General features: G+C 42.8%; 14 protein-coding genes and 1 tRNA gene. 11 read left to right on the forward strand and 4 right to left on the reverse strand.

Translation table 11 applies throughout. The annotated features are described in order from the left end of the window. Entirely contained in the window at positions 1–996 is a 996-nt protein-coding gene (locus HMPREF0659_RS05245) for an NAD(P)H-dependent glycerol-3-phosphate dehydrogenase (protein ID WP_013264308.1), read from the reverse strand. Between the two features lie 150 nt (positions 997–1,146). After that, positions 1,147–2,883 carry a lysine--tRNA ligase gene (lysS, locus tag HMPREF0659_RS05250; RefSeq protein WP_013264709.1) on the reverse strand — a complete coding sequence of 579 codons (1,737 nt, stop codon included), beginning with the start codon at positions 2,881–2,883 and terminating at the stop codon, positions 1,147–1,149. A 651-nt stretch (positions 2,884–3,534) separates the two neighbouring features. Between lysS and HMPREF0659_RS05255 the strand changes: the two genes are divergently transcribed. The 9 genes from HMPREF0659_RS05255 to HMPREF0659_RS05295 all read left to right on the forward strand — a co-directional run bounded on the left by HMPREF0659_RS05255 (position 3,535) and on the right by HMPREF0659_RS05295 (position 14,079). Then, positions 3,535–3,951 (forward strand): PaaI family thioesterase, encoded by a 417-nt coding sequence (locus HMPREF0659_RS05255; protein WP_013264059.1) that lies wholly within the window; start codon positions 3,535–3,537, stop codon positions 3,949–3,951. Continuing rightward, complete coding sequence (locus tag HMPREF0659_RS05260) at positions 3,952–4,998, forward strand: isochorismate synthase (protein WP_013264626.1); 1,047 nt, start codon at positions 3,952–3,954, stop codon at positions 4,996–4,998. Positions 4,999–5,092: 94 nt separating this feature from the next. Further along, positions 5,093–6,754 carry a 2-succinyl-5-enolpyruvyl-6-hydroxy-3-cyclohexene-1-carboxylic-acid synthase gene (menD, locus tag HMPREF0659_RS05265; RefSeq protein WP_013263855.1) on the forward strand — a complete coding sequence of 554 codons (1,662 nt, stop codon included), beginning with the start codon at positions 5,093–5,095 and terminating at the stop codon, positions 6,752–6,754. 127 nt (positions 6,755–6,881) lie between these two features. Further along, positions 6,882–7,709, forward strand: coding sequence for a 1,4-dihydroxy-2-naphthoyl-CoA synthase (menB, locus tag HMPREF0659_RS05270; protein ID WP_013264194.1), 828 nt, complete (start codon positions 6,882–6,884; stop codon positions 7,707–7,709). Positions 7,710–7,902: 193 nt separating this feature from the next. Then, positions 7,903–8,298 (forward strand): GxxExxY protein, encoded by a 396-nt coding sequence (locus tag HMPREF0659_RS05275; protein WP_013264847.1) that lies wholly within the window; start codon positions 7,903–7,905, stop codon positions 8,296–8,298. 149 nt (positions 8,299–8,447) lie between these two features. After that, positions 8,448–9,485 (forward strand): o-succinylbenzoate synthase, encoded by a 1,038-nt coding sequence (menC, locus tag HMPREF0659_RS05280; RefSeq protein ID WP_013264471.1) that lies wholly within the window; start codon positions 8,448–8,450, stop codon positions 9,483–9,485. 67 nt (positions 9,486–9,552) lie between these two features. After that, entirely contained in the window at positions 9,553–10,584 is a 1,032-nt protein-coding gene (locus HMPREF0659_RS05285) for an AMP-binding protein (RefSeq protein WP_013263892.1), read from the forward strand. Between the two features lie 520 nt (positions 10,585–11,104). Beyond that, a complete protein-coding gene (locus HMPREF0659_RS05290; protein WP_013264654.1) occupies positions 11,105–12,031 on the forward strand; it encodes a magnesium transporter CorA family protein in 927 nt (308 codons plus the stop codon). Positions 12,032–12,189: 158 nt separating this feature from the next. After that, complete coding sequence (locus HMPREF0659_RS05295) at positions 12,190–14,079, forward strand: DUF349 domain-containing protein (RefSeq protein ID WP_044045895.1); 1,890 nt, start codon at positions 12,190–12,192, stop codon at positions 14,077–14,079. Positions 14,080–14,818: 739 nt separating this feature from the next. Here the strand turns inward: HMPREF0659_RS05295 and HMPREF0659_RS05305 are convergent. Continuing rightward, positions 14,819–15,205, reverse strand: a complete 387-nt coding sequence (locus tag HMPREF0659_RS05305; RefSeq protein WP_013265004.1) for a rhodanese-like domain-containing protein — start codon at positions 15,203–15,205, stop codon at positions 14,819–14,821. Between the two features lie 74 nt (positions 15,206–15,279). Continuing rightward, positions 15,280–15,350: transfer RNA gene (locus tag HMPREF0659_RS05310), tRNA-Gln, on the reverse strand. 238 nt (positions 15,351–15,588) lie between these two features. Here HMPREF0659_RS05310 and rsfS point away from each other — a divergent pair. Both rsfS and ftsH read left to right on the forward strand, forming a co-directional pair. Beyond that, positions 15,589–15,948, forward strand: coding sequence for a ribosome silencing factor (gene rsfS / locus HMPREF0659_RS05320; RefSeq protein WP_004361374.1), 360 nt, complete (start codon positions 15,589–15,591; stop codon positions 15,946–15,948). Positions 15,949–15,996: 48 nt separating this feature from the next. Continuing rightward, entirely contained in the window at positions 15,997–18,027 is a 2,031-nt protein-coding gene (gene ftsH / locus HMPREF0659_RS05325) for an ATP-dependent zinc metalloprotease FtsH (RefSeq protein WP_013264037.1), read from the forward strand. Positions 18,028–18,041: the final 14 nt, after the last annotated feature.

Genomic DNA, 18,041 nt, shown 5'->3' on the forward strand with positions numbered 1-18,041 from the left:
TTATCTAAATGAATCTGTTAATAATTTAATTTCTATTTGTGGACTGATACGTTCATAGAGGATGTTATAAACCGCATCGAGAATTGGCATATTGACGTGCAGACGACGATTAATCTCCTTCATACACTTTGTACCAAAATATCCTTCAGCTACCATCTCCATTTCAATCTGTGCCGACTTGACGCTGTATCCCTTTCCAATCATTGTTCCAAAGGTATGGTTACGCGAGAATTTACTATATCCTGTCACCAACTGGTCACCAAGATATACACTGTCAATGATGGACCGTTGAATAGGATTGATAGTATTAAGGAAGCGTTCCATCTCCTGCATTGCATTCGACATCAACACTGCTTGGAAGTTATCACCATACTTCAAGCCAGAACAAATACCAGCAGAGATAGCATAAACGTTCTTCAAGACAGAAGCATACTCTATACCGAGGACGTCGGGAGAGGTCTTAGTCTTGACATAGTTTGATGCTAACACCTCCGTGAAGGCACGTGCCTTCTCAAGATCAGAACAGCCAACAGTAAGATAGGTGAGTCGTTCCATCGCCACTTCCTCCGCATGAGACGGTCCACCAATAACAGCAAGATTATCGTATGGAACGCCGTATGCCTCATGGAAATACTCTGAACAAACAAGGTTCTCATCAGGAACAATACCCTTGATAGCCGTTAAGATTAGCTTTGTATTGAGCTTTGTCTTCAGTTTCTTCAGTAAAGCTTTCAGATAAGGAGAAGGAGTAACGAACACCAAGGTGTCATACTCCTGCACTATCTTATTGATATCCGAAGAGAGCAGCACCTCATTCATGTTAAACTTAACACTTGTGAGGTAAGAAGGATTGTGTCCTCTCCGCTTAAATTCTTCTATCTTATCGTCACGTCGGAAGTACCAACCAATATGATGCGTATGCTCCACAACAACCTTAGCGATAGCCGTTGCCCAGCTACCGCTTCCTATGATTGCTATTTTACCGATGTCGAACATAGACGTTAAGAATAAGAGTAAAAAGGGAAAAAGTAGAGAAAGTGAAAAATATCAGCATTGTATTATGACCTAATACCATTGCTATAATAATACTTCTCTTTTAGTTATTCATCCTACTTCCTACCCTTTTACTTTTTTCTCTTTTACTTTTTACTTTTCGTTAGCTCCGTCAATCCACTGCTGAATAGCCTCAACAGAAGGCTTCTCATAACCGAGCTTGTACTTCTTATTGATTTCTCCGAGCTTCTGCTGCAAGCCCTGTGCCTTCTCCTCTCTAATGTCAGAGATGAGGTTGAAGCCTGCCTTGCGCAAAACATATACCCACTCTTCAGCAACACCAAGCTCAGCCCATTCCTTAACAGAAGACTGTGGAATCTTTGGTTCTGGCTTCATCTGTGGGAAGAGCAATACTTCCTGGATGTATTCCTTACCAGTCATCAGCATTACCAAACGGTCAATACCAATACCGATACCAGAAGTTGGAGGCATACCATACTGCAAAGAGCGAAGGAAGTCTTGGTCGATAATCATCGCCTCGTCGTCACCCTTGTCAGCCAAACGCATCTGTTCAACGAAACGTTCTTCCTGATCAATTGGGTCATTCAGCTCTGAATAAGCATTAGCCAGCTCCTTTCCATTTACCATCAACTCAAAACGCTCTGTCAGTCCTGGCTTAGAACGGTGCATCTTGGTCAGTGGTGACATCTCAACTGGATAGTCAGTGATGAAGGTTGGTTGGATATATGTACCCTCACAGAACTCACCAAAGATTTCATCTATGAGCTTACCCTTACCGAAACTCTCATCAATTTCTTCGAGTTTCAACTCGTTAACAGCAATATTACGGATTTCCTCCTCTGTCTTACCATAGAGATCGAAACCTGTCTTCTCCTTGATTGCATCAAGGATAGGTAGACGACGGAATGGTGCCTTGAAGCTGATAACCTTGTCACCAACCTGTACCTCTGGCTTACCATTTACCTCTATACAAATCTTCTCAAGAAGTTTCTCAGTGAAAGACATCATCCAGTTGTAGTCCTTGTATTGTACATAAAGCTCCATACAAGTAAACTCTGGATTATGGAAGCGGTCCATACCCTCGTTACGGAAGTTCTTACCGATTTCATAAACACCCTCGAAACCACCAACAATCAGACGCTTCAAATAAAGCTCTGTTGCGATACGCATATACATATCAACGTTGAGAGCATTGAAGTGAGTGATGAATGGGCGTGCACTTGCACCACCAGCAATACTCTGCAAGGTAGGAGTTTCTACCTCAGTATAACCAGCCTCATCGAAGAACTTACGCATGGTACGCAATACGATAGCACGCTTCAAGAAGGTATCTTTCACACCCTCATTCACAACGAGGTCAACATAACGCTGACGATAACGCTGCTCTGGGTCTTCAAACTTATCGTATGCCTCACCGTCCTTATACTTAACAACAGGCAGTGGCTTCAAGCTCTTAGACAAAACGGTAATCTCCTTAGCATGAACAGAGATTTCTCCCATCTGTGTCTTAAACACTTCACCCTTCACTCCGATGAAGTCACCAATATCGAGCAACTTCTTGAAGACCTTATTATAAAATTCTTTATCCTCACCCGGACAGATGTCATCACGAGTGATATAAACCTGGATTCTACCCTTGCTATCCTGTAACTCAGCGAAGGAAGCCTTGCCCATGACACGGCGTCCCATCATACGACCAGCGATTACGACCTCACGCTGTTCGCCCTCCTTGAACTGCTCTTTAATATCAGTAGAGTAAGCATTCGTTGGAAACTCTGCTGCTGGATAGGGATCAATCCCCATCTCACGCAATTCCTGCAGGCTTTGGCGGCGACCAATCTCCTGCTCAGATAATTCTAAAACGTTCATATTTATAATTAAATCGAATATATTCTTATAGTTTGCAAATTTACTAAATAATTCGCAAACTATGACTGGTTTTTCCTTTTTTATGGCATTGGAATATTCTTAAACCCCAATCGATCATTAGAGCCTAAACATATTTTGTTTTATTATCGAGCAGATTGTTTGGCTTTGGAACGCAGACGTAGCGGGCTACGTCAAGTTACGAAGGCAGACAAGATGCCGATAAGAAAATAAAAGATGTTAGGAAACAACACCATAGTAAGAAGAACTATACATATTGTGGTCTAATGAGCGATTGGGGTTTAAGCTAAATCATGGTGTCGCTTATGATATCTATATCGTTGCTACATCCCAACACTTGCACTCACACAGATGGTATATTGCAAGCTATTTAGCCGTTCGCACATAGGGTGCTAACCAACAGCACCACATGTGCGGAGCATTAACACCACACGTGCGGAGCATTAATACACTCGCAAGAAGCGAAAACATCATCTTTAACAAGTCCATAGGTTAGTTTAAAGGTGTCTATAGCTAAGTTCAAAAGCACCCAAACATAACCTTTGTCTATACTTATCTACCTATTAAACCTACTATGATTTTGTTATCTATCCAACTTTTATTATCTTTGCATTACATTAAGTTGATTAGGTTATGAACGTAGAAAACATCATAAAAAGTATTCATCAGGAAGATGGACTAAGCCGTACACTCGGTATGGAGTTTATCTCTACGCCCGAGGACGACACTTTGAAGGCAAGAATGGCTGTCGATGACCGTAACAAACAGCCTTTCGGATTCCTCGCTGGCGGTGCTTCATTGGCACTTGCAGAGAATCTTGCAGGTGTCGGTTCGATGGCGTTATGCCCCGGGAAAATGGCTATGGGCATTAATGTTCACGGCAATCACGTCAAGGCAATGCCATACGGTGGAACAGTTACGGCTTACGGAAAACTGATTCACAGGGGTCATACATTACACGTATGGAACATTGATATCAAGAATGGTGAAGACGAACTCATCTCAAGCGTACAAGTTACCAACTATATCATAGCCCCACAAGAGAAGTAAATGGATGCTTTCTTTATCTATCGTGAGCCTTTCGAAAAGGTTTGTCATTGCTATTCACAACCAGAGAAGCCAACGGCTATTTCCTCACTTGCTGAACTTAATGGGCGCAAGGGATTTGTCATTGCTCCTTTCTTTTGCGATGACAGTAACATACTTTACTTACTGGATGGTCAGAAAGGTTCTTCAACGGTTCTACCTTTAGACGGTAGTAAGGGCTTTGATGCTATTCCCGACTGGCAGGACGAGGCGGTACTTACTAACGAAACGCCTTCTCTTCGCGAGGCTTATCACAACGACTTCTGCCGTTTTCATAAAGAGTTAGAACACAATAGATTCCGTAAGTTAGTTCTGGCGCGCTCGATTATCGAAACAAAAGACGAGCGTACGACTCCGCGAAGTATTTTTCTTAAGGCTTGTGAGAAGTACCCACGCTCTTATATTGCACTTTTCTATACTGCAGAGATAGGCATGTGGCTTATTGCAAGTCCTGAAGTTCTACTCCGCGGTAATGCTGAGGGCTATCAGACAATGGCATTAGCTGGTACGATGAAATATGAAGGTGAGGATATGAAGTGGTCTTCTAAGAATCAAGAAGAACAACAACTCGTTGCCGACTATATCCGTGCTTGCTTGCAACCGTTTGCTGCTGAGATTACTGAAAGTAAGCCTTACACTACACGTGCAGCACATTTGGCGCATCTTCGCACAGACTTCACTTTTCAACTTAAAGACACACAGCGACTCGGAACATTCCTTACCGCCTTCCACCCTACCCCTGCCGTATGCGGTATGCCAAAGGATGAGGCACAGCAGTTTATCCTTCATAATGAGCAACTGAACCGCAGTTATTACAGTGGTTTCAGTGGATTGCTTGGCGAGAAGGGTGCAGCAAAACTTTATGTCACCCTTCGCTGCATGCAACTCTCTCGTTCTACGTGTCGCCTTTATGCAGGTGGCGGACTCTTAAAGGAAAGTATTGAAGAGAATGAATGGCAGGAAACAGAAGCCAAACTTGACACTATGCGCCAGTTGTTAAAGCATAATTAGATTTATAGGCATATTGGGCTTATGAGCCTTATTAGCCCTATTAGCCCAATATCCCTAACCCTCAACACCCAACATTCACCACCCAACACCCACAATGTACAGCAACAAAGAAAACGTAAACATCCTTACAGCCCTGCTCGTAAAGAAAAAAATAACAAAAGCCGTTGTATGTCCTGGTTCTCGCAACTCACCTATCGTACACAATCTCTGTGCTTGTCCCGACATTGAGTGCTATCCTGTTACCGATGAACGTTCAGCAGGTTTCGTAGCATTAGGAATGACTTTAGCAGACAATGAGCCTGTTGTTGTGTGCGTTACATCGGGTTCTGCCCTGCTTAACTTAGCACCGGCAGCAGCTGAAGCGTTCTATCAGAAACGTCCACTGATTATTATTTCAGCTGATAGACCAGCACAGTGGATTGACCAACAGGATGGACAAACGCTTCAACAACATCGTGCATTGGAACCAAATGTTCGTAAGAGTGTGACACTACCAGAGCCTCATAACGAGGAGGAACGCTGGTATTGCAATCGATTAGTTAACGAAGCGCTGAATGCAGTACGAATGAACGATGGCAGTCCTGTGCATATCAATGTTCCTATCAGTGAACCGCTCTTTGAATACGACGTACCAAAGCTTCCAGATGAACGTAATATTTTCATGCTTCATGCCACAACTGATAGTATCTGCGTCTATGAAATGGCTGCTGATTTCTTCCGTGGAAAGAAGCTAATGTTTGTTCTTGGTCAGCTGACACCTGAGGTTGTGGGCAATTCGCTTGAGGCAATTGAGGCATTAAAGAGGGTTGCTGTCGTCCTTCAAGAGAAGTTGGCAGATGACGATATTGGCCCTGCACAACCCATCGACGAAGTGTTGAAGATGATTGGGAAGGATGAAGCTTATCGCCCTGACCACCTTATATATATAGGAGGAACAATTGTCAGCAAACGACTCCGCCAGTTCTTGCGTGAATGTAAGTGCAAGATGTCTATCGTTGTGAATGGGATTGATGAGTTTTGTGACACCTTCATGTACACCACTGATATGATTCAAGGTTTACCAGAGGACGTTATCGGAATCTTTGCCAATGAGACAGAAGGCGTTAAAAAGCGTGACTTTGTAACGCTATGGGACAAGGCTTTCGATAAAGCCTTAGCCATCCGAAAAACGATAAAACCACGCTTCTCACAGATGTTGGCTGTTAAGGCTTTCCATGAGAAGATGAGAGAGGAGGCTGTCGATGGTGAATTGTTCTATGGAAATAGCTCGGCTGTGCGCCTTGGCAACATCTTCTCTAATCAATATATCTATGTTAATCGAGGCGTGAATGGTATTGAAGGTTCATTATCTACGGCTGTTGGCTATGCCATTGCTCATCAGGAAGAAGAGGATGTGTACTGTGTAATTGGTGACTTGAGTTTCTTCTATGATCAGAACGCACTTTGGAACGAATCTCTTCCGCCTAATCTTTCTATCCTCCTACTTAACAATGGCGGTGGAGGTATCTTCCATCAGCTGCCAGGTTTGGAGCGTTCACCTTATCGGGATAGTGCTATTGCTGCCCAACATACAACCTCTGCAGAAGGAATCTGTCAGACACACGACATCGTTTACCTCTCTGCTCGCAACGAAGAAGAGCTTGACAAGAGTCTTGACAAGCTCTTTAACTCAGAGGAAGGACCAGTACTTTTAGAAGTATTCACCAACGCAGAGGAAGATACACAGGCTTTGAAGGATTATTATCAAGCCTTTTAATGGCCCTCAACGTATCAACTTTCAGCTTGTATATCCAACATAAATAATAATAACTTGCCACAGTCTATCCGCCTTTTAGGAACAACTTGGCAGGCTCCCTATAATCAATCAAAAACAAAAAGACCTTATGGAGAAAAGAGAATGGAAGCCTATTGAAGGCTTTAACTTTGAGGAAATCCTCTTTGAAGAGTACAACCACATAGCAAAAGTAACCATTAATCGTCCTCGCTATCGTAATGCTTTCACCCCGAAAACAGTGTGGGAAATGTCACAGGCATTCAACTACTGTCGTGAAGCCCTTGACATCCGCGTGGTCATTCTGACTGGTGCTGGCGACAAAGCATTCTGCTCTGGCGGTGATATGCACGTAAAGGGACATGGCGGATACATAGGTACTGATGGTGTTCCACGCCTCAATGTGCTTGACTTACAGATGCAGATTCGACGCCTTCCAAAGCCAGTCATCGCTATGGTTAATGGTTATGCCATTGGTGGTGGACACGTTCTTCATGTGGTATGCGACCTATCAATAGCATCAGACAATGCTATCTTCGGACAGACAGGACCTAAGGTTGGTTCCTTTGATGCTGGCTTCGGTGCATCTTATCTGGCACGTGTCGTGGGTCAGAAGAAGGCTCGTGAGATATGGTTCTTGTGTCGTCAGTACTCTGCTGTAGAGGCAGAACGAATGGGATTAGTCAACAAAGTGGTCCCTTTCGACCGTCTCGAAGACGAATGTATAGAATGGGCAGAAACAATGATAGAGCGTTCTCCATTGGCACTCCGTATGATGAAGGCTGGCTTTAACGCTGAACTTGATGGTCAGGCAGGTATTCAGGAGCTTGCAGGTGACGCCACCATGCTCTACTATACACTTGACGAAGCACAGGAAGGTGGCAAAGCTTTCCTTGAGAAACGTAAACCCGACTTTGACAAGTATCCGCAGTTCCCATAAGACAAGGGAACTGTGGGACAAAATATTGGAGCCATTAAGACATAGTAACAGATGAACATTGTTCTAATAGTAACATATTCTTCTAATTATATGATAATATAAGAGTATCCTATTAATAACACATTTAGCATCTGAGTAACAAAAGAGTCAAATGCTTATAATCATACTTTGAGAAAATACAAAGGAACTTAACATGAAGGAACCTGATATTATAACAGCCGATCAGCTAATAACTGAGATTATAGAATGTGCTAAACGCATACGTCGACAACTTGGACCAGGATTCTTAGAAAAGGTCTATAAAAATGCAATGGTTGTTGAACTGCGAAAACTAAAGCTCAACTTTGAAACAGAGAAACTCATCCAAGTACTCTATGATGGGATTGTTGTCGGTGAATATCGTACTGACATCATTGTTGAGGGAAAGCTCATTTTAGAACTCAAAGCTACGCAGGACCTATCAATAGCCAATGAAGTTCAACTGGTAAACTATCTGACATCAACACAAATAGATGATGGGTTACTTATAAACTTCGGGGCTGATAAGCTTCAATTTAAGCGAAAGTATCGTATATATCGTAAACTATAAAGAGTCGTATTACACTAAGAAAGTACCCCTCTGTTACTATATCTCAAAAAGATAATGTTACTTTCAGAACTATGTTCATATGTTACTATGTCTTCCATTCCCCCACGGTTCTATTGTCCCAAATTATCATGTTTAATTAAGAGTATACTATGTACAAGATAAACATCTCCTCCCGCACCCTCCACTTCCTCCGCCCTGCAAGTACTTCACGCGGTGTCTACACAACAAGGAAGAGCTATTATGTCACACTGTCTGACACGAATCAGCCTGACGTAGTGGGTATTGGGGAATGCGCAACACTCCCCGACCTGTCTTGCGATACCATGACTGACGAGGAATATGAGCAGAAGCTCCGCAGTTTCTGTGATGACTTCTGCCGCACAGGGATTATTGACATTGATGCTATGCGCCCTTTCCCTTCAATGCTCTTTGGGTTAGAAACAGCTAAGGCACAGTTGGATGCCAAGGGAAGCATCAACTTCTTCAACACGGCTTTTGGACGAGGAGAGGAAGGAATCACCATCAACGGACTCGTATGGATGGGAACTTTCGATGAGATGTATCAGCGATTGGAAACGAAACTCAAGGCTGGCTTCCGTTGTGTAAAGTTGAAGATTGGTGCAATTGACTTTGAGAAAGAACTCGACCTTATACGCCATATCCGTCAAACTTTCACACGTGAACAGGTGGAACTACGCGTTGATGCGAATGGTGCCTTTGCTCCAGAAGATGCCATGCAACGATTAGAAGCTTTGGCACAATACGATATCCACTCCATTGAACAACCTATCCGACAGCATCAATGGCAGGAGATGGCACGCTTGTGTGCTGACTCTCCCCTACCGATAGCCCTTGATGAGGAACTTATCGGTGTCAATGACCCCGCAGAAAAAGTGCTTTTACTCGATACGATTCGCCCACAATATATCATCCTAAAGCCAAGTCTACATGGCGGTATGACTGGAACAAGAGAATGGATTACAATAGCAAGAGAACGTAATATTGATTCATGGATAACCTCAGCACTTGAGAGTAACATCGGACTGAATGCTATCGCCCAGCTAACAGCTGACATCTACGGTCCAAACATCACCACTCCACAAGGCTTAGGTACGGGACAACTCTTCACTGACAATATCCCAATGCCATTAGAAATCAGGGGCGATCAGCTTTGGATAAGCGATTGAGAAAAAATTTATTAGCCCTATTAGGCCAATTAGCCTAATTAGCCCAATAGCATAAAATCAAACAATAATGACACTACAAGACTTCCTCTCAGAATGGCATAATGATAATCCACAACTCCTTGTGCATACCAGTGGTTCAACTGGAAAGCCTAAACCGCTGTGGGTAGAGAAGCAACGTATGCTCAATTCAGCCCACATCACTTGTGATTTCTTGGGCTTAAAGGCTGGCGATACCGCCCTACTCTGTATGCCACTCGACTACATTGCAGGAAAGATGGTAGTGGTAAGAAGTATTGAGCGTAACCTGCGCCTGCTGAGCGTAACACCGTCTGGACACCCTCTCTCTGACCATTCTTTGTCTGAAGCAGGTATCTCGAACGAGGAGATAACCTTTGCTGCAATGGTACCACTGCAGGTCTATAACTCTCTACAAGTACCTAAAGAGCGTGAGCGTTTGCGCCGTATCCACCATCTTATTATAGGCGGTGGTGCTGTTGATGATAAACTATCAGCTGCTTTACAGGATTTCCCTAACGCCGTTTGGAGTACCTACGGGATGACGGAAACGCTCTCACATATTGCGCTCCGACGTCTGAATGGACCTGACGCCAGTGAGTGGTACAAACCCTTTGACGGTGTGAAAGTATGGCTCAATGAAGAAGGTTGCCTTGTTATTGATGCCCCTACTATTTGCTCTCACCCGTTAGTAACCAACGACAGAGCTAAAATTCTCCCTACGAACACAAAGGAAGGACTTAATACTCCTTGCTTCCGTATCCTTGGACGAAAAGATAATGTGATTGATTCTGGCGGTATTAAGATTCAGATTGAGGAAGTAGAACACCTACTGAAATCCTCTCTTACAGCCGATTTTGCAATAACAAGCTGCCCTGACGAGCGTTTTGGAGAAGCTGTGGTCTTACTCACTACACAAGGCAACACCAATGCAGTCAGAACACTCTGCCAACAACGTCTTCCAAAGTTCTGGCAACCTCGTTTCATCTTCCACGTTCCTACCCTTCCCCAAACAGGTAATGGAAAACCAGCAAGAGCAGAGATTAAGGCTTTGGCACGCCAGTTATGTGATTCAAAAGCATAACATTGCCCTCAATCCAACTACATTCTGCATCCTATTTAGTACTCAGCACCAATGGTGCGGACTATCAGCGCCATATGTGCGAACTATCAGCACCACACGTGCGGACCATCAGCACATCTATTAAAAAGGTTAAGAGAGATTCGTCATAACGAACTTAATCAATGGTAGGATATAACAAGTAAAAGCTAACTTAGACATAAGTTGCTTAGAAAAAAGCACAAGACGAGAAGATATAACATACTATTAGCAAAAAACACACACGTTGTCACAAATGATATTAATCCTTACAACTTTTCTTCATCTCATCTCCAGACACATCTTCTCAGCCCCTCACAAACAATGAAAAACTTAACCTTTTGTTTGCCACAACCGATTTTTTTAGCTAATTTTGCAGTCACAAAACCAATACGTAATTTTTAAATGGACGATTATCACGCGGAGAATTTCAAACTGTAGGCGTGAGGATTACAACAAGAAGTTGCTAATCCCCACACTATTATTTAACTATGGAGATTAGCTAATGAAGACATATTGGAACATTAACGGAACCCTGAATACCATTAAGGAATGGCAGCCTAACTGCTGGATTCAGGTTACTTGCCCAACAGAGCAGGATCAGCAAGAACTCGAAAACACTTTTCATATTCCAGACTACTTCTTATCGGATATCAGCGATACCGATGAGCGAGCACGCTATGAATATGATGATGGTTGGATGCTGATAATCCTCCGTATCCCTTACGTGAAGGAAATTCGCTCACGAACCCCATATACAACAGTACCATTAGGTATCATTCACAAGAAAGATGTAACCATCACGGTTTGCAATTTCGAGACAAATATGATGCTCGACTTCGTCAGCTATCAGCAAAAGAGAAATGAGGGCTTTACTGACTATGTAGACCTTATCTTCCGTCTCTTCCTTTCTTCTGCTGTGTGGTATCTAAAACGACTGAAGCAAATCAGTACTTTGATTGAAAAGGCTAAGCGTAACTTGGACAAAGGTGTAGACAACGAAAGTTTGATTGGACTGAGTCGTCTGCAGGATTCGCTTACCTACTTCATCACATCCATTCGTGGCAACGAGAACCTTTTGGCTAAGTTGAAGTTTAAGTTGCAGATTGATGAGTTGGATGCCGACCTGATTGAAGACGTAAATATTGAGATGTCACAGGCACGAGAAACAACGAGTATCTACTCTGACATTCTTGAATCCACCATGGACACCTACTCAAGCATTATCAACAACAACATGAACACCGTGATGCGTACACTCACCTCGGTGTCAATTGTTATGATGTTGCCAACGCTTATATCCTCCCTCTTCGGTATGAACCTTGTCAATGGAATGGAAACGAATCCATGGGGATTCCCTGTTGCAATGTTCTTATCAGTCGTCGTTTCTGCTGCATCATGGTGGTTGCTACGCCGTAAACGCCTGCTTTAGAAGAGAGAAATTAAAAAAAATCAACTTAAAATTAGGTACTTTCAAACTTTTTATCTAAGTTTGCAGTTGATATATTAGTGGTAGAAGACTACCGTGCATCTTTGCAATGGTCTGAAACCTTAAATGTGGAAAAACCCAAATCACAAACAAAAAGTGAAATGATGGACTCTCAAGAAAAAGCCCTGAATCAGGGTACAGAAGAAGTTAAGCTGTCTGAAGAAGTTGCAGCCAATGCTACAACGGAGAATTCCGAAGTGCAGAATGTTAATACTGATGCTGTAGAAGAAAACCTCAATCAACCAGTTGAAACGAAGTCAGAGAGCGAGAAGGAGAATCTCGCTACTAAGACTTATAGTTCAAAAAAGGAGATTATTGAGCGCCTGAAAGCTATCGTTGACAGTAATGAAACACCAGAGAAAGCTGAAGTAGAGCACCTGAAAACGGTATTCTACAAGCTGCATTTTGTTGAACGCGAAGCACAGCAGAAGGCTTATCTCGAGAATGGCGGTGACCCAGAGAAATACCAGGTATTGCCTGATGAGGATGAAGAAATCTTCAAGGCAGAGATGACCATCATTAAGGAAAAACGCCAAAAGGCTTTCCTCGCACTTGAAGAGGAGAAGCAGCAGAACCTCAAGAAGAAAGAAGCTATCATCGAACAGATTAAGGCGATGGCTACTACTCCTGAAGAGGCTAACAAGAACTTTGACCAGTTCAAGAAGCTTCAGCACGAGTGGAAAGAAATCAAGATGGTTCCTGCTGAAAAAGCTAACGAACTTTGGCGCAACTATCAACTCTATGTTGAGCAATTCTATGACTTGTTAAACCTCAATCGTGAGGCACGCGAATACGACTTCAAGAAGAATCTTGAGAAGAAGACTAAACTCTGTGAAGCAGCTGAGAAGTTGGCGGAAGAAACAGATGTTATCAGTGCATTCCACCAGTTACAGGAACTTCATCAAGAATATCGTGAGACAGGTCCTGTTGCTAAGGAACTTCGCGAGCAGATTTGGGCACGCTTCAAAGCCGCCAGCACTGTTATCAACAAGCGTCACCAACAGCACTTCGAAACACTCCGAACACGCGAAGAAGAGAATCTAACAAAGAAGACTGCACTCTGCGAAAAGGCTGAAGAACTTGCAAAACAAGAGAATAAGTCTTCTGCTGATTGGGAGAAACGCACTAAGGAAATCATTGCTATCCAGCAGGAGTGGAAGACCATTGGTTTCGCTCCACAGAAGATGAACGTGAAGATTTTTGAACGTTTCCGTGCAGCATGTGACGACTTCTTTGGTCGTAAAGGCGAATTCTTCAAGCAGTTGAAAGAGCAGTTTGCTGAGAATACAGAAAAGAAAAAGGCACTTGTTGAAAAGGCTCAAGCATTGAGTGAGTCTACCGATTGGAAGGCAACATCTGATAAGCTCATCGCTTTACAGAAAGAGTGGAAGACCATCGGAATGGTTCCTAAGAAGATTGGCGACCAGTTGTGGAATGATTTCCTTGCTGCTTGCAACCGTTTCTTCGAGGCCCGCAACGCCGTTCACGCTGATTCTCGCAATGAGGAACATGAGAACTTAGACAAGAAACGTGATATCATCAGCCAGCTGAAAGAACTTGTTGAACAAACAGGTGAGAACTTACAAGAGAAGGTACAGAAACTGACTGAGCAATATAATAAGGTGGGTCACGTTCCTTATAAAGAGAAAGATAAACTCTACAAGGAATACCACGAGGTATTGGATAAGATTTATAAAGACCTCCATATCTCTGCAGCACGTAAACGAGTTGACAACTTCCGCAATAACCTCAAGAAGGTTGCTGACCGCGGCATTGATGCACTCGACAACGAGCGTGGTCGTCTGCTCCGTCGCTTTGAACAGTTAAAGCAGGAGGTAAACACTTACGAGAACAATCTCGGTTTCCTCAACATCAGTTCAAAGAAGGGCAACAGCCTTATTGACGAAATGAATCGTCGCATCCAGAAACTCAAAGATGATATGGATGAAGTGAAGCAGAAGATTAAGGCTATCGATGCTGAAAACAAATAAAAAGGACATTCTTATCTATTCAGTTTCATAATAATACAAGGGTAGATTGAAGGAAATAGAACCAAGAGAAGGGGCAATTCTTTGCAGAATTGCCCCTTTTCTTATCATCTATAACGCAATTATTTCTCTCACAAAAAAGTTTTATTGTCGAATTATTTTCGTAAAAAGAATTCGTAACAGATACGAATTTCCCAAGAGAGAGATAGAAAGTGTACCTGTCAACCATAAAATATGCCCTAAAAGTAAGTTCATCCGTTAACCCCAAATCAGTCATTAGAAACTAAACATATTTTGTTTTTATCGCAAAGCAATAATTTTTATACCTCGAAAATCCATAGATTAGCTTTCGAAAAATCATTACATAAATCCGAATAAAATACCAATAAATAATGGCAAATACACATGTAAAATGCAAGTTTGTAACCAACAGCAAATCAAATGGTTATAAAGTAGTACAAGAAAAGATGCTTAATTGGACTTCAAAAGGGCGTTAGTTAGACTCCAAAAGAGCATCTTTTACAAGTCAATTAGGCATCTTTTAGAAGCCAAAAGACCATGTATTGCCTTCGATGCACATGAAAATAGTTTACAAACATCTATGATATCCGTCTTTGCAACTTGACGTAACCCACTACGCCTGCGTTACAAAGCCAAACAATCTGTTCGATAATAAAACAAAATATGTTTAGCCTCTACTGACCGATTTGGATTTAACGGAAGAACCTAAAAGCTGACTTATTTATTCCTTTACTGTCTTCTTCTTTGCCTCAGTCCATGCAATGATACCACCTAAAAGGTTGGTAACGGTGTATCCTTCTTTGGCAAGAAGAGTCGCTGCCATAGCAGAACGCTTACCAGAACGACAATAAACGGCACAAGGACGTTTCTTATCAAGCTTGGCAAGAGCATTAGAAAGGAAAGAAGGCGTCAACACATCAATATGTGTTGCACCTGGAATATGCCCTTCTGTAAACTCATCAAGTTTACGAACATCCACCAACTGAACAGAGTCAGACTTAATAATCTGCTCAAAACGATTAACATCTACATCCGTATAAGGATTCTGCGCACATGCACCCATACCTATTCCCAATGCTGCCAAAATGGCTGTAAATAACTTCTTCATACTCTATCAGGTAAATATTTAAGCTATTGAATGAAACAAAAAAAGAGAGTTGAAAACTCAACTCTCTCACTTTGTTGGGATACCCGGACTCGAACCAGGAATGACAGGACCAGAATCTGTAGTGTTACCATTACACCATATCCCATTGACCTCACAACTCATTTCCGAATTGCGAGTGCAAAGTTAGCACTTTTTCTTGAACTACCAAAACTTCTACCAACTTTTTTCATGAAAAGAGATAAAAATATTCTCAAAGACAGTTTTTCATTGCTAAATAGCCCAAATAAGCCCAACAGGAACAAATTGCTAAATAAAATGAAATTTATTTTGTGCTTCATTCCTTTTGCGCTACCTTTGCATCTCGTATATTATAATGTGATTTAATGGATAAGACAAAGAATTTAGTAGAATTAATTACGAAGGGAATTCAAGATAAAAAGGGACATGGCATAGTTATTGCAGACCTATCAGAGATCGATGGTACTATCTGCCGCTATTTCGTTATATGCCAGGGTAACTCCACACAACAGGTAGAAGCTATTGCCGGATCAGTGAGCGATTATGTTCGTGAAACGATTGGTGAGAAGCCTATCAACTGCGTAGGACTTGGTAATGCACAGTGGGTGGCGATTGATTATGCGGACGTTATCGTCCACATCTTCACCCCAGAGACACGTGAATTCTATGACATAGAACACCTTTGGGAGGACGCCAAGTTGACCACTCTGCCAGATTTAGACTGATAAAGTAACCTGGTAATCGCCTTTTTATATAAAAAATCAGACTTCAAAATGGACAATTCAAATCCAAAGAACAAGCCGAATATGCCAAAATTCAATATGAATTGGCTCTACATATTCGTTATTATTGCCCTCGGAGTAGTATTCTTTGCTGGGGGGAATGGGCTTTTTCCGTCAAGTGCAGGTATAGACAAGGACTATACCACGTTCAAACAATACGTTGCTAAAGGCTATGCAACAAAGGTAATTGTCAATCGGAATGACAATACCCTACGCATGTATGTAAGCCCAAACCATATCCGTGACATCTTTAAGAAGGGTACACAAGAAGTGGGTACAGCCCCTTATGTTACCGTGGAGATTGGTTCGGTTGATAAGGTAGAAACCTTCCTCGATCAAGCTGTAGCTCAAAAGAAAATCGTAAGCTATAGTTATGAGAACAAAACAAGCAACACGATTCTCGATATTCTTGGCTCTATTGCACCATGGATATTCTTCTTTGGCATCTGGTACTTCCTCATGCGCCGTATGGGTGGAGGTGCCAGCGGAGGTGGTGGAGTATTCAGCGTTGGAAAATCTAAGGCAAAACTCTATGAGAAAGCCAACGAAATGGGTATCACCTTCAAGGATGTTGCTGGTCAGACAGGTGCTAAACAGGAGGTACAAGAGATTGTTGAGTTCTTGAAGAATCCTAAGAAATATACCGATTTAGGTGGTAAAATCCCTAAGGGTGCACTGCTTGTTGGTCCTCCGGGAACAGGTAAGACCCTCTTAGCTAAGGCTGTTGCAGGTGAGGCTGGTGTACCATTCTTCTCTATGAGTGGCTCTGACTTCGTTGAAATGTTCGTCGGAGTTGGTGCGAGCCGAGTACGTGATGTATTCCATCAGGCTAAAGAGAAGTCGCCTTGTATCATCTTTATTGACGAGATTGATGCCGTTGGACGTGCTCGCTCAAAGAACCCAGCTATGGGCGGAAACGATGAACGTGAGAATACGCTCAACGCCCTTCTGACCGAGATGGACGGCTTTGGAACGAACTCTGGCGTTATCGTTCTTGCTGCAACTAACCGTGTTGACATGCTCGATAAGGCACTCCTTCGTGCCGGACGATTCGACCGTCAGATCCACGTTGACCTACCAGACTTGCCAGAACGTAAGGAGATCTTCCTCGTTCATATGCGCAATTTGAAGTTAGAGAAGAATCTTGATATCGACCTCCTTGCACGTCAGACGCCAGGTTTCTCAGGTGCTGATATTGCCAATGTATGTAACGAAGCTGCCCTAATTGCAGCCCGTCACGACAGCACAGAGGTAACAAAGCAAGACTTCTTAGACGCTGTAGACCGTATCATCGGCGGCTTAGAGAAGAAGACAAAGATTATGACAGCTGACGAGAAGCGCACTATTGCCCTTCACGAAGCAGGTCACGCAACTATCAGTTGGTTCTGTGAGCATGCCAACCCATTGGTAAAGGTGAGCATTGTACCACGTGGTCAGGCACTCGGTGCAGCATGGTATCTGCCAGAAGAGCGTCCTATCACTACAAAGGAACAGATGCTTGATGAGATGTGTTCATTGCTCGGTGGACGCGCTGCAGAGGAACTCTTCACTGGTCATATCTCAACAGGTGCAATGAATGACCTCGAACGTGCGACCAAGAGTGCATACGGTATGATTGCCTATGCAGGTATGAGTGACAAGTTGCCAAACATCTGTTATTATAACAATGATGAATATAACTTCCAGAAGCCATACTCTGACACAACGGCTAAGACCATCGACGAGGAGGTTCTGAAGATGATTAACGGCCAGTATGAGCGTGCAAAACAGATTCTGACAGAGCACAAAGAAGGTCATAACCGTTTGGCACAGATTCTCATAGAACGTGAGGTAATCATGGCAGAAGACGTTGAGGAAATCTTCGGAAAGCGTCCTTGGGTAAGCCGTACACAAGAATTGCTTGAGCAGGAAGAGAAGTCTCAGCCTAAATTAGAGGACATGCCAGAGGAGGTTAAGCAGGCACAAGCAGAGCACGAAGCAAGAATCGCAAAAGAAGGTAACGACAACGCAAGTGATTTATAAACAAACATACAGTT

The organism is Prevotella melaninogenica ATCC 25845, assembly GCF_000144405.1.
GTDB classification, from domain to species: Bacteria; Bacteroidota; Bacteroidia; order Bacteroidales; family Bacteroidaceae; genus Prevotella; species Prevotella melaninogenica.